Source organism: Neoroseomonas soli, from assembly GCF_018129065.1.
In the GTDB taxonomy this organism is placed as follows: Bacteria; Pseudomonadota; Alphaproteobacteria; order Acetobacterales; family Acetobacteraceae; genus Neoroseomonas; species Neoroseomonas soli.
In genome coordinates, this window is record NZ_JAAEDM010000031.1 from 35,832 (window position 1) to 48,231 (window position 12,400).

General features: G+C 71.2%; 11 protein-coding genes and 1 pseudogene. 9 read left to right on the forward strand and 3 right to left on the reverse strand.

The window, feature by feature from the left end; all coding sequences use genetic code 11:
* The first annotated feature begins 112 nt into the window (after positions 1–112).
* The 4 genes from rplM to GXW76_RS12860 all read left to right on the forward strand — a co-directional run bounded on the left by rplM (position 113) and on the right by GXW76_RS12860 (position 2,808).
* Positions 113–598 (forward strand): 50S ribosomal protein L13, encoded by a 486-nt coding sequence (rplM, locus tag GXW76_RS12845; protein WP_211862427.1) that lies wholly within the window; start codon positions 113–115, stop codon positions 596–598.
* 4 nt (positions 599–602) lie between these two features.
* A complete protein-coding gene (gene rpsI, locus GXW76_RS12850) occupies positions 603–1,088 on the forward strand; it encodes a 30S ribosomal protein S9 (protein WP_211862428.1) in 486 nt (161 codons plus the stop codon).
* A gap of 130 nt (positions 1,089–1,218) precedes the next feature.
* Positions 1,219–2,184: an N-acetyl-gamma-glutamyl-phosphate reductase gene (gene argC, locus GXW76_RS12855; RefSeq protein ID WP_211862429.1), complete on the forward strand. Its 966-nt coding sequence runs from the start codon at positions 1,219–1,221 to the stop codon at positions 2,182–2,184.
* A 75-nt stretch (positions 2,185–2,259) separates the two neighbouring features.
* Positions 2,260–2,808, forward strand: coding sequence for a gamma carbonic anhydrase family protein (locus GXW76_RS12860; protein WP_211862430.1), 549 nt, complete (start codon positions 2,260–2,262; stop codon positions 2,806–2,808).
* A 179-nt stretch (positions 2,809–2,987) separates the two neighbouring features.
* Here the strand turns inward: GXW76_RS12860 and GXW76_RS12865 are convergent, their stop codons facing one another.
* On the reverse strand, positions 2,988–4,532 hold the full coding sequence (locus tag GXW76_RS12865) for a caspase family protein (protein WP_211862431.1): 1,545 nt from the start codon (positions 4,530–4,532) through the stop codon (positions 2,988–2,990).
* A gap of 144 nt (positions 4,533–4,676) precedes the next feature.
* Between GXW76_RS12865 and GXW76_RS12870 the strand changes: the two genes are divergently transcribed.
* Positions 4,677–6,188 carry an acyl--CoA ligase gene (locus GXW76_RS12870; protein ID WP_211862432.1) on the forward strand — a complete coding sequence of 504 codons (1,512 nt, stop codon included), beginning with the start codon at positions 4,677–4,679 and terminating at the stop codon, positions 6,186–6,188.
* 6 nt (positions 6,189–6,194) lie between these two features.
* Here GXW76_RS12870 and GXW76_RS12875 read toward each other — a convergent pair whose 3' ends face one another.
* Positions 6,195–7,532 (reverse strand): alkaline phosphatase family protein, encoded by a 1,338-nt coding sequence (locus GXW76_RS12875; RefSeq protein WP_211862433.1) that lies wholly within the window; start codon positions 7,530–7,532, stop codon positions 6,195–6,197.
* Between the two features lie 262 nt (positions 7,533–7,794).
* Here GXW76_RS12875 and GXW76_RS12880 point away from each other — a divergent pair, with 262 nt between their 5' ends.
* The 3 genes from GXW76_RS12880 to GXW76_RS12890 all read left to right on the forward strand — a co-directional run bounded on the left by GXW76_RS12880 (position 7,795) and on the right by GXW76_RS12890 (position 10,059).
* Complete coding sequence (locus GXW76_RS12880; RefSeq protein ID WP_211862434.1) at positions 7,795–8,775, forward strand: 2-dehydropantoate 2-reductase; 981 nt, start codon at positions 7,795–7,797, stop codon at positions 8,773–8,775.
* A gap of 67 nt (positions 8,776–8,842) precedes the next feature.
* The gene (locus tag GXW76_RS12885) at positions 8,843–9,430 is read left to right on the forward strand and encodes a hypothetical protein (protein ID WP_211862435.1); all 588 of its coding nucleotides are present in this window, start codon (positions 8,843–8,845) and stop codon (positions 9,428–9,430) included.
* Entirely contained in the window at positions 9,427–10,059 is a 633-nt protein-coding gene (locus GXW76_RS12890; protein ID WP_211862436.1) for a hypothetical protein, read from the forward strand. The genes GXW76_RS12885 and GXW76_RS12890 overlap by 4 nt, the downstream gene beginning before the upstream one ends.
* On the opposite strand, the gene GXW76_RS12895 is transcribed toward GXW76_RS12890, so the two are convergent.
* Positions 10,060–11,862 (reverse strand): PHA/PHB synthase family protein, encoded by a 1,803-nt coding sequence (locus GXW76_RS12895; RefSeq protein ID WP_211862437.1) that lies wholly within the window; start codon positions 11,860–11,862, stop codon positions 10,060–10,062.
* 166 nt (positions 11,863–12,028) lie between these two features.
* Between GXW76_RS12895 and GXW76_RS12900 the strand changes: the two are divergent.
* Positions 12,029–12,400, forward strand: a pseudogene (locus tag GXW76_RS12900) (hypothetical protein); the annotation flags it as partial.

Sequence of the window (12,400 nt, forward strand, 5' to 3'; positions counted from 1 at the left end):
AAGGATTACGGTATCCAGTTACCTCTTCACCGAATCCCGCTTCCGGCTTGACTTTCCCGGCCACGATCGCGATAAGCCACGCCACTGAACACGCCTGATACCTGGAAAACCAATGCTCACGAGACAGACCACCTCGCTGAAGCCGGCGGAGGTCAAGAAGGGCTGGGTGCTGATCGATGCGGACGGGCTCGTGCTCGGCCGCCTCGCGACGCTCGTGGCCAATCGCCTTCGCGGCAAGAACAAGCCGCAGTTCACCCCGCATGTGGATTGCGGCGACCATGTCGTCATCATCAATGCCCGCAAGATCCGCGTCACCGGCGCGAAGGCGGAGCAGAAGGTGTTCTACTGGCACACCGGCTACGCCGGCGGCATCAAGCAGCGCACCGTGCGCGAGCGCCTCGAGAGCAAGTACCCCGAGCGGGTCATCGAGAAGGCGGTCGAGCGCATGATCACGCGCGGCCCGCTCGGCCGCGAGCAGATGCGCAACCTGCACGTCTATGCCGATGCCGAGCATCCGCATGCCGGCCAGCAGCCCGAGGCGCTCGACGTCGCGGCGCTGAACCGCAAGAACTCCGTGCTCGTGAAGAAGGTGGCCTGAGGCGATGAGCGAGACCCGTACCCTCGCGGACCTCAAGGAACTCGTCGCCGGCACGCCGGCGGCGCCCGAGGCCGCCCCGAAGCGTGAGCCGAAGCGCGACGCGTTCGGCCGCGCCTATGCGACCGGCCGCCGCAAGGACGCCGTGGCCCGCGTGTGGGTGAAGCCCGGCAAGGGCCAGATCCTGATCAACGACAGGCCGGCGGCGAAGTACTTTGCCCGCCCGGTCCTGCGCATGCTGATCACGCAGCCCTTCCTGGTGGCCGACCGCTACCAGCAGTTCGATGTGTTCTGCTCGGTGGTCGGCGGCGGGCTGTCCGGCCAGGCCGGCGCGGTGCGCCACGGCATTTCCCGTGCGCTCACCAACTACGAGCCGGAGCTGCGCGCCATCCTGAAGAAGGCCGGCTTCCTGACCCGCGACCCCCGCGTCGTGGAGCGCAAGAAGTACGGCAAGGCCAAGGCGCGACGTTCCTTCCAGTTCAGCAAGCGCTGACGCCCGGCGGACGGGCGTCACGCCCGGCCGCATGGCTGGTTCGTTTGGGGGGCGGGTCCGCAAGGGCCCGCCCCTCTTGCATTTCCCGCCGCATTTCGCGGCAAATGGCCAGACAACGGAGGTCCATTCCATGGCCAAGACCCCCACGGTGTTCATCGACGGCGAGGCCGGCACCACCGGCCTGCAGATCCGCGAGCGGCTGGCTGCGAACCCGCATGTCGCCCTGCGATCCATCGCCGCCGAGCGCCGAAAGGATGCGGGGGCGCGGCGGGAGATGATGGAGGAGGTGGACCTCGTCATCCTTTGCCTGCCCGACGACGCGGCGAAGGAGAGCGCGGCCCTCGCCGCCTCGCTCGGCGCCAAGGCGCCGAAGCTGCTCGATGCCTCGACGGCGTATCGTGTCGATCCCGACTGGGTCTATGGCCTGCCGGAACTGACGCCGGACCAGGCCGCGGCGATCGCCGCCGCGCCGCGCGTCTCCAACCCGGGCTGCTACCCGACGGGCGCGATCCTGATGCTGCGTCCGCTGGTCGAGGCCGGGCTCATGGCGCCGGACCATCCCGTCACGGTAAATGCCGTCTCCGGCTATACCGGCGGCGGCAAGTCCATGGTGGCGGCCTATGAGGCCCGCACCGCGCCGGACTTCGAGATGTACGGCCTCAGCCTGCGCCACAAGCATCTGCCGGAGATGCAGAAATACGCGCTGCTGACGCGCCGGCCGATCTTCGTGCCGGCTGTCGCCGACTATGCGCAGGGCATGCTGGACGCGATCCCGCTGCACCTCGACACGCTGGCTGGCAAGCCGAAGCCGGCCGACATCGAGGCGCTGCTCCGCGACCGCTACGCCGGCAGCCAGTATGTCCGCGTCGTGCCCGCCGAGGCCGGCGGCAAGATCGAGCCGCAGGCGTTGAACGGCACCAATGCCCTCGAGATCCGCGTCTATGGCGACGAGGCGCTCGGTCAGGCGGTGCTGGTCGCGCGCTTCGACAACCTGGGCAAGGGCGCGTCGGGGGCGGCGGTGCAGAACCTCGGGCTGATGCTGGGCATTCCGGTGAGTGCCGACCTGCCCGTCGCGGCCCCGCGCGCGGCCGAGTAGCGACCCGGGCGGGGTGGCCTTCCGCTGCCCCGCCTGCTGGCGCATCTTGCGCCCGAATCATCGGGAGGACCCGCCATGGACACGAACCAGACCCTGACGCTGCCGCCGTTCTACGTCTTCGAGGGGCACCGGCCGGTCGTCCACCCCACCGCCTTCGTCGCGCCGACCGCGGCCGTGATCGGCCAGGTGACGATCGGGGAGGGGTCCAACATCTGGTATCACTGCGTCCTGCGCGGCGACACCAACACCATCGCCATCGGCCGCGGCACCAACATCCAGGACGGCACGATCATCCACGTGAATGCCGGGCGCCAGTGCACGACGATCGGCGATGACGTGACGGTGGGCCACGCCGCCATCATCCACGCCTGCACGCTGAAGGACCGCGCCTTCGTCGGCATGGGCGCGACCGTGCTGGACGACGCGGTGATCGAGGAAGGCGGCGTGCTTGCCGCCGGCTCCGTGCTGCCGCCGGGCAAGGTCATCGGCGCCATGGAACTCTGGATGGGCAACCCGGCGAAGCTGGTGCGCGTCCTGACGGTCGAGCAGCGCGCCGGCTTCGACCGCACGGCGCCGCACTACGTGGAACTCTCCGGCCGCCACCGGCGCTCGCTCGGCGGCTGACCGCGGCCAGCGCAAGGACCGTTTGAGGCTGCCTGAACCGGCCTTGGGAATGCGCCATGCGGCGTATTCTCGAACGATCTCTCAGGGCGGCTGGGGATCCTGCGCCGCTCCGGCAGCACCTTGAGGCTGCCGGCGCCGGCCTTGGCAATGCGCCATGCGGCGCATCCTCAAACGATCTCTCAGGGCGGCGTGGGGGTCCTGCGCCGCTCCGGCAGCACCACCTGGCCGTCGCTGGCGTAGAGCAGGCAGGGACCGTCGCGGCGGTTCCGCTCGCGGTCGTCGTTGCAGGCATTGAGCGCGGCTTCCTCCGCAGCCGTCCGGCTGGCAGCGCCGGTGCGCCAGTAGAAGCGGCCGGTCGGGTGCATGGCCATGGCCTTGGGCTCCGGCCCGGCCACGTAGCGCGCCAGATCCGCACCGGGGCCGCGCCGCGTCGGCAGGATGCCCGGCACCTGGGCGAGATCGAAGGCGCCGGCATGGGCGACGCGCGGCATCGGGCGGGGCGGGCCGGGCTCCGCAAGGCGGTCATTCACCGCGACCAGGATGCAGGGCGCGCCATAGGCGATCTGGCAGCGCTCGAGCACGATCTCCGCGACGTCGACGTTCTCGGGCAGGGCGGAGATGCGCCAGGAGCCACGCCGGACACCCTGGATCGCGATCGCCTTCGCCGGGCCGCGCTCGGCGATGTAGGTTGCGGCGATGCGGTGGGCATCCTCCGGCGTCATCCGCGCGGCGAGCACGGTGGCGAGGCTCTCCTCCGTCACCGCGCCGGCGCCCGGCGCCGCGATGCGGTCAGCGCCGCCGCCGGGCGGTGCGCCGAGTTCGCGCAGGCGGTTCGCCGCCAGGTCGCGGAACAGGCCGGCCGGGAAGCGTGCCAGGTAGGCCTGCAGGTCGGCCGGGTTGCGGCTTGCGCGCACGCTTTCCCAGAAGACCAGCTCGGCGTCCCGCGCCGCGCCGGTGGCGGCCGTCGCGGCGGGGGGCGGCACGAAGTAGAATGCGCCCTCCAGCGCCGAATGCTCCCACGGCACCTGGCGGCCGCCGGTTGCCTCCCGCACCTCGCGGCGCACCTCGGCGAGCATCTGGCGGAGCTCAATCCCCGGCGCCTCGATCCTGCGCAACAACGCCCTGGTGAAGGGGCTGTTGCGGCCCTCGCCATCGGCCGCGACGGTGCCGGGCGCGGTGGAGAAGGCGACCAGCGTCCCCACGGCGGCCCGCAACTGCGCGAGGCCCAGGCCCACGGTCGCGCTGCGGCTCACGCCGGCGAGGCGCAGCCGGAAGGGATTGTCCCTGCAGGCATCGAGCAGCACGATCGAGACGCGCGCGACGCCATCCAGCTGCTCGCCGACGATGTCCATGTCGAGCGCCTCGAAGCGCAGGTCGCGTTCGCTGCCGATCTCGGCGGTGACCGGCAGAAGCCAGTTCCGCCCGCCGGCCTCGAGCGCATGGCCGGCGAAGTAGAACACCGCCGCCTCCGCCCCGCGCGCCGCCTGGCCGAGCCGTCGCACCGCCTGCTCGAGCTGCGCGCGGTCGGGATCGAGCACGAGGTCGGTGCGGAAGCCGAGGCGGGCGAGCGCGGCGGCGATGTCGGCCGCGTCGTTGGGCGGGTTCGCGAGCCCCGGGACGTGCCGGTAGGCGCCGGCGCCCACCACCAGCGCAACGCGCTGCGCCATGGCCGGCAGCGCGGCCAGCAGCAGGGTGGCGACAAGCAGGATCACCAGGCGTCGCATCGGCAGCGTGTCCGGGGAGCTTGGCGGGGTCAGGCTGCCACGCCGGGGCCACCGAGGGGAAGCGCCATGGAGACGGGGGGCTGACGCGGGTCCGCGCCTCTCCCATAGTCCCGGGGCCGGCACGTCTGCGGGGGAAGGAAGCGCATGGTCGAGACGATTTCGCGCCTGTTGGCGGGCGGGGCCGCCGGCGCCGCCGCGATCCGCGGCACCAATGAGCGGCCCACCCTGACCTTCGGCGCGCTGCGCGGCCTCTGCACGCGGACCGTCGCCACGCTGAACCGCCTCGGCATCGGGCGCGGCGACCGCGTGGCGATCGTGCTGCCCAACGGGCCGGAGATGGCGGCCGCCTTCCTCGCCATCGGCGCGGGGGCGACCACGGCGCCGCTCAACCCCGCCTACCGGGCGGAGGAATTCACCTTCTACCTCACCGACCTCAGGGCGAAGGCGCTGGTCATCCTGCACGGCATGGCGAGCGATGCGCGGGAGGTCGCCGCGCGGCTTGCCATCCCCGTGCTCGACCTGGTGCCGGGGGAGGCGGCCGGCGACTTCACGCTCGAGGGTGGCGAGCCCGGCAATGCCGCGAAGCCCGGCCTCGCCTGGCCCGAGGACGCGGCGCTGGTGCTGCACACCTCCGGCACCACGGCGCGGCCCAAGATCGTGCCGCTGAGCCAGGCGAACATCTGTGCCTCGGCGCGCAACATCGCGCGCACGCTGGAACTCGGGCCGGACGATGCCTGCCTGAACATCATGCCGCTGTTCCACATCCATGGGCTGATGGCGGCGGTTCTGGCATCCGTCGGCTCGGGCGGGGCGGTGGTCTGCTCGCCAGGCTTCGACGCGCTGCGCTTCTTCCGCTGGCTGGACGATGAACGCCCGTCCTGGGTGACGGCGGTGCCGACCATGCATCAGGCGATTCTGTCGCGCGCCGAGCGCAACCTCGATGTCATCCGCCGCGCGCCGCTGCGCTTCCTGCGCTCTTCTTCCTCCTCGCTGCCGGGGCCGGTGATGCAGCAGCTCGAGCAGGTCTTCGGCTGTCCGGTGGTCGAGAGCTACGGCATGACCGAGGCCTCGCACCAGATGTGCTCCAACCCACTCGCCGGGCCGCGCAAGCCGGGCTCGGTCGGTCGGCCCGCAGGGCCCGAGGTTGCCGTCATGGATGATGACGGCAATCTCCTCCCGGAGGGCGCGGTCGGCGAGGTCGTCATCCGCGGCCCCAACGTCACCGCCGGCTACGAAGCGAACCCGGAGGCCAACGCGAAGGCCTTCACGCATGGCTGGTTCCGCACCGGCGACCAGGGCGCCTTCGACGCCGAGGGCTTCCTGACCCTGACCGGCCGCCTCAAGGAACTGATCAACCGGGGTGGGGAGAAGGTGAGCCCGCTGGAGGTCGATGGCGTGCTCTCCGGCCATCCTGCGGTCGCGCAGGCGCTGACCTTCGCCATCCCGCACCCGAAGCTGGGCGAGGAGGTCGGCGCCGCCGTCGTGCTCCGCGACGGGATGGAATGCAGCGAGCGGGAGTTGCGCGAATTCGCGGCCGAACACCTCGCCGACTTCAAGGTGCCGCGGAAGGTCGTGTTCCTGGCCGAGATCCCGAAAGGGGCGACCGGCAAGCTGATGCGCATCGGCCTGGCGGAGAAGCTGGGTCTGACCGCCTGACCCGGCTCAGCCCCGCGGCGCCAGCCTGACCCACGATACCTCGCCGGGGCGGAACAGCGCCCGCGCCCGGCGCGACCACAGCGCTGGTGCGTGGTCCCCGACGATGAGCACCTCGAGCGGCTGCGTGCGCGCATCGAGGGCGACGGCGGCGACCGTCTCCATCAGGTCGGCCCACAGTTCCGCCATGAGGCAGATCTCCTTCTGGCCGAAGGGACCGCCCCCGTCGTCGCAGCCGAAGCGCGGCTGGCTATCACCCGGGCGGATCGGCGCATGCGTGTTCAAGGTCAGCCAGTACGTGAAGCGGCCTTCCGGACGAGGCGGCAGCAGGCGCGGCAGGCTGGCGCCGATTTCGGTGTCGCAGAGCCCGGTGAAGACGCCGCCGCAGCGGTTGTGCAGCGTGTCGGCCATCTCCTCCGCGAAGAGCATCCGCTGGAAGCCGAGCAGCGGGTACCAGTCGCGCCGGTCGAACATCTGGCCGGTGTAGGCGTGCAGGGCGACGGTCCGCCGGCCGGCCTCGGCCAGTCGCCGGGGAAGGCAGTCGCGGGCGGCCTCTGCGGTCAGGGTGGTGTAGGACTGGGAGGAGCGGCAGAGTTCGCGGAGCTCGCCGGAGGTCGTGGCGCCGAAATAGGGCACGGTGCCGCTGGTGACCTCGTAGGCCGCACGCAGCCGGCGCGAGCCGAAGGCCGAGAGCACCAGTTCCCGGTGCGCCGGGTCGGCGAAGGCGCCGAGGCTTTCCACGACCACGAGCAGCGCGTTCCTTTGGCCCGGTGCCAGCACCGCTTGCTCGAACCCCGAGCGCCTGGCGGCGGAGTCGAGTTCCGCGGGCGCGCTGCGCAGCGTCAGGAACGAGACGTTGCCGGTCGCATAGGTCCAGACATCCCCGCCTGCGAGGGCGAGCGTGGCCAGCAGCGCCGGCACCAGGCTGGCCTGGCGGAGCGCCTCGCGGTGCCGCGCGAGAAGCAGCAACGACGTGGTGGTCGACGACGCGACGCCCGCGATCAGTGCGAGATAGAGCGGTGAGGCGGCGAGATTGAGTTCCGAGGTGAACTTCAGCGCCTGCAGGATCCCCAGCGGCGTCAGGTGGAAGGTTGCGGAGAGGGTCCAGACGATATCCGCGGCCAGCACGAGAAGGTAGGTGCCGCAGGCGACCGCGAAGGGTAGGCGCCGGGCGAGGAGGACGACCCAGAGGTAGAGGAAGAAGGCCGGCGTCCGCAGCGGCACCCCGACATCGGCCGCGATGCCCAGCAGGTGCACGGCATTGGGCAGGAGCACCCCGGCGAGCAGCGCGACGATCTCGGGATGGCCGGCGAGGCGGCTTCCGCGTCCCCGGTCGGGAAGTGTCACGGTGCTCGACACGTTGATGCCCGGCGCCTGCCTCTGCCCTGCGCGCGCCCCGATGGTGCCGCCCGCGTTCTTTCAGGTTATCACACGATCGTCAGCAAGAGATACCACTTATGGATGTATCTCCTGATGCGGTGGCAGGCGCCGGGATGCCCCCGATCCCCCGACTCGCGCATGGCGCGAGCGCCTTACGCCGGGCCGGACCTTCCGGCCCGGCCGCGCCGCGGCCATACTCTCGCGGACAGGAAGGAGCGGCGGGCGGCCCATGAAAATCTGCATCTTCGGGGCCGGCGCGATCGGCGGGCTGATGGGCGCCAGGCTTGCCGCGAAGGGTGACGCGGAGGTGACGGTCATCGCCCGCGGCCCGCACCTCGCCGCGATGCAGGCCAATGGCCTGAAGCTGGTCAGCGAGGGGCAGGAGACCGTCGTCCGCCCACGCTGCGTCGCATCGGCCGAGGAAGCCGGCCCGCAGGACTATGTTGTCGTCACCCTGAAGGCGCATTCCCTGCCATGTGCCGCGGCGCAGATGCAGCCGCTGCTCGGGCCGGAGACTGCGGTTGTCAGCGCGGTCAACGGCGTGCCCTGGTGGTACTTCCACGGCCTCGGCGGCCCGCATGAGGGCCGCATCGTCGCCAGCGTCGATCCGGGCGGCGAGGTCACCCGCCTGCTGCCGCCGTCGCGCGCCATCGGCTGCATCGTCTATCCCGCCGCCGAGGTGACCGCGCCCGGCGTCATCGAGCACACCTACGGCGACCGTTTCTCCCTGGGCGAGCCTGACGGGTCGCGCACCCCGCGCGCGCAGAGGTTGTCCGAGGCGCTGATCGCCGCCGGCTTCAAGGCGCCGGTGCGGCCGCGCATCCGCGACGAATTGTGGGTCAAGCTCTGGGGCAACATGGCCTTCAACCCGATCTCGGCGCTGACCACGGCGACGCTCGACGTGCTGGTCGCCGACGAGGGCCAGCGCGGCGTGGCCCGCGCCATGATGCTGGAGGGCCAGCGGGTGGCGGAGGCGCTCGGCGTGCGCTTCGCCATCGACGTCGACAAGCGCATCGCCGGCGCGGCCGAGGTCGGCGCGCACAGGACCTCGATGCTGCAGGACCTCGAGCGCGGCCGGCCGATGGAGATCGAGGCCCTGCTCGGCGCGGTGGTGGAACTGGCCGAACTGGTCGGCGAGCCTGCACCCACCTGCCGCACCGTGCTCGCGCTGGTGCGCGCGCGCGCCAGGGCGGCCGGCTGCCTGCCGTGATCCTCGGCGCGCAAGCCATTGTCCGCCCGCGCGGCGATGGCCAGATGCGTGGGCGGAGGTGACTGCCATGGAGCACAACCTTGTTCCCGGCCGCCGCGGCGCCTGCCTCGCGGCCCTTGGTCTGCTGGCTGCCTGCACGAACCGCCCACCGCCACCCGTGGTCAGCCTGCCGATGGCGCCGGGCTTCGTCCTCACCGACCCGGTGCGTCAGTCGATCCTGCACACGGGCTATGCCTTCGCGACCCGCGGGAGCATGAACGGGCGGCCCTGGGAGGCCGCGCAGGCGATTTCCGAAGTCGAGTTCCTCGCTGTCGAGCTCGACGCCAACCAGCGCTGGATCGAGATGTCCGGGCTGGCGAAGATGGCCCTGGTGCAGGCACGGCCGGAATGGCGGGGGGCGCTCGGCATCGCCGCCGACGCGCAGCCGCAGGCGGTGATCGACGCGATGACGCGGGTGCGGCTCGCCTATGGCGCCCAGGACAGCGCCGCCGCGGCGGTCGCGCTGCAGCCGCCCTTGTTCACGCCGGGCGGGGCGTCAGGCCTTGCGCGACTGAACGAATTGCCGCCTCTACCGCGCACCGCGCGTGCCGCGATGCTGGCCCAGCAGGAGTTGATGCGCATGGATAGCCGAAACCGAAGGGATGACTGGCAGTGACTCTTCGTCGTGCGTTGCTGCTGATGCCCGTGGCCCTCGGCGCGTGCGAGGAATTGCGCACGCCTGCCGCCGCGCCGCCTGCCGTGCTGACCTCCGCTTCCAGCGCCGGTGCGCCGCTTCGCGCCGCGGTGGCGGCCACCGCCGCCGCCTTCGCGGGGCAGGGCGCGGCCCTCACCGACCGCCCCGCCGATGCGGCGCTCGCGATCGCCCGGCTCGAGGCGCTGGAGATGGAGGTCGCGAACCGCCGCGCCTGGCCGGAACTCTCGCCCTCCCTCGCCACGGCCATGCGTACGGCGCGGAACGAGACGCGCGCGGCACTCGGCGCCGCGCAGCAGGCACCGGGACCGGAGGTGGTCCGGGCGCTTGCCACCGTCTCCTCCCGCCTGCGCGCGGGGGACCGGGCCGGAGCAGCCGCGGCGCTGCCGCGGAGCCTGTTCGAGCCGGGCGGGGAGGCGACACTCGATCGTCTCGGCGCCCTCGGCCCGCTGCCGGCGGCGGAGCAGGCCACCGCCGCATTGCTGCGCGACGTGCGGCGGCTCGACCTCGACGGCGGCTGGGCGGGGGCGGGGAACTGGTGGCAGACCGGCGCCCCCGGCACGATCACCGACGGGCTCGGCGCCGGGTACTGATCAGTCGGTCGCCATGACCTTCACGAAGGCGCCGGGTGCGTCTTCGATGGCGGGGAGGGCGCCTTCCCCGGGGATACGTGCCGAGACCATGGTCTTGTCCTGGCCGCTCACCCAGCGGTGCCAGTCCGGCCACCAGGAGCCGGCGAGTTCCGTCGCGCCCTTGAACCAGGCCTCCGGGTCGGGGGGCAGTTCCTCGTTGATCCAGTGGCTGTACTTGCCGGCGTCGGGCGGGTTGGCGACGCCCGCGATGTGGCCCGAGGCGGCGAGCACGAAGCGCACCGGCCCCTGGTAGATCTGCGTCGCGCGGTAGGTGGATTTCCACGGCGCGATGTGGTCCTCCCGCGTGCTCAGTATGTAGGCGGGGGTCTTGATCTTGCGCAGGTCGAGCTTCACGCCCAGCAGCTCGACGCCGCCCGGCTTCACCAGGTCGTTCTGCTGGTACATCCGGCGCAGGTAGAAGGAGTGCATGCGGGCCGGCATGCGGGTGGAATCGTCGTTCCAGTAGAGCAGGTCGAAGGGGAAGGGCTCCTGGCCCATCAGGTAGTTGTTCACCACGAAGGACCAGATCAGGTCGTTCGCGCGGAGCATGTTGAAGGTGGTCGCCATCTCCCGGCCCTCGAGGTAGCCGAGCTTCGACATCTTCTGCTCGAGCGCGGAGAGTTGCTCCTCGTCGATGAAGACGCCGAGTTCGCCCGCTTCCTCGAAATCCACCATCGTCGTGAAGAAGGTCGCGGACTTTACCCGCGTATCCTTCTTCGCCGCCATCTGCGCGAGCGTGGACGCGAGCAGCGTGCCGCCCAGGCAATAACCGATGACGTTGGCGCCCTTCTCGCCGGTCGCCTTCTCGATGGCGTCGAGCGCGGCGTGGGGGCCTTCGAGCATGTAGTCGTCGAAGCCCTTCTCCGTGAGCTTCTCATCCGGATTGACCCAGGAGATGACGAAGACCGTGTGGCCCTGTTCGACGGCCCAGCGGATGAAGGAGTTCTTCGGCCGCAGGTCGAGGATGTAGAACTTGTTGATCCAGGGCGGGATGATCAGCAGCGGGCGCTTCAGCACCTTCTCGGTGGTGGGCGCGTACTGGATCAGCTGCATCAGGTCGTTCTGGTAGACGACCTTGCCCGGGGTGACGGCGATGTTCTCGCCCACCTTGAACTTGGTGTCGTCCGTCATGCGGATCTTGAGTTGGCCGCGGCCGCGCTCAAGATCCGTCAGCAGGTTCGACAGGCCACGCAGCAGGTTCTCGCCGCCCGTCTCGGCGGTGCGGCGCAGCACCTCCGGGTTGGTCAGCAGGAAGTTCGTCGGGCTCATCGCATCGACGAACTGCCGCGTGTAGAAATCCACCTTCTGCGCCGTCTTGGGCTCCAGCCCCTCGGCACCTTCGACGACGGAGCGGAAGTAGCGCGCCGAGAGGAGGTAGGTCTGGCGGATGAAGTCGAAGACCTCGTGCTCGCGCCAGGCGTCGTCCTTGAAGCGGCGGTCCTTGTCGTCCTCGGCGATCACCGGCTGCGGGTCATCGCCCATCATGCGCCGCGCGGTGTTCTGCCAGAGGGTGAGGTAGTCGTGCCAGAAGCCGAGTTGCGCCTGCACCAGCCGCGCCGGGTTGGCCATCAGCCGCGTCGTCATCTCGAGGAAGGCGTTGCCGATCTTCAGCGGGTCCGGATCGGCGGAGGACCCGGCCTGGCGCTTGAGGAAGTCCGAGACGATGCGCTGCCCGCGCTCCGCCACGTCGGCCATGGTCCGGCTCACGAGGGCCGGGTCCGGTAGCCGGAAGGAGGAAGCGTTGGGTGACTCTTTGTCGGCCATCGGAGTTTCCGGTGCGTGCGAAGCCGCCCCGGCCTTCGCGCGCCGACCGATTCGGGCTACCGCTTCGCCAGCATATGGCAGGGGCGGGATGACCGGTCGAATGGGCCGCGAGACAGGGCAGGGTCACGGTAGGGGTCGCCAACCGGCCGATCAAGCACGGTGGGCGTTGCTCCTGCCGACGCTGCTCTGCGCTGCGTGCAGCGCGGGGCAGGGGCCGGAGTCGATCGGCCCGGTCTGGAGCCGCGTGACCGGCCCCGCCTTTGAAGGGCGAGAGGCGCCGCCCGGTGCCGATGGGGCCTTTCCCAACCTCGGAACGATCCCCGCGCGCCCGACCGTGCCGGATCCCGCGGTGCGGGACGCGCTGACCGCAGCCCTGGCGGCCGAACGGCAGCGCAGCCGCAATCCGCTCGACCCCGAGCGCCAGCCGGAACCGATGCGACCCGCCGGGACGCCGGGCGATGCCGCCATGCCGATGCGGCCGCCTGGCCCGGTGGCCCTCCCCGCCGCGCCGCGCGTGCCGTGGGAGGAGGCGCCGATC

Coding starts and splice junctions, on each gene's coding strand:
- GXW76_RS12860 (WP_211862430.1), top strand. CDS start 2,260: ATGGACACGAACCAGACCCTGACGCTGCCGCCGTTCTACGTCTTCGAG.
- GXW76_RS12885 (WP_211862435.1), top strand. CDS start 8,843: ATGGAGCACAACCTTGTTCCCGGCCGCCGCGGCGCCTGCCTCGCGGCC.
- GXW76_RS12895 (WP_211862437.1), bottom strand. CDS start 11,862: ATGGCCGACAAAGAGTCACCCAACGCTTCCTCCTTCCGGCTACCGGAC.
- GXW76_RS12880 (WP_211862434.1), top strand. CDS start 7,795: ATGAAAATCTGCATCTTCGGGGCCGGCGCGATCGGCGGGCTGATGGGC.
- rplM (WP_211862427.1), top strand. CDS start 113: ATGCTCACGAGACAGACCACCTCGCTGAAGCCGGCGGAGGTCAAGAAG.
- GXW76_RS12870 (WP_211862432.1), top strand. CDS start 4,677: ATGGTCGAGACGATTTCGCGCCTGTTGGCGGGCGGGGCCGCCGGCGCC.
- argC (WP_211862429.1), top strand. CDS start 1,219: ATGGCCAAGACCCCCACGGTGTTCATCGACGGCGAGGCCGGCACCACC.
- GXW76_RS12865 (WP_211862431.1), bottom strand. CDS start 4,532: ATGCGACGCCTGGTGATCCTGCTTGTCGCCACCCTGCTGCTGGCCGCG.
- rpsI (WP_211862428.1), top strand. CDS start 603: ATGAGCGAGACCCGTACCCTCGCGGACCTCAAGGAACTCGTCGCCGGC.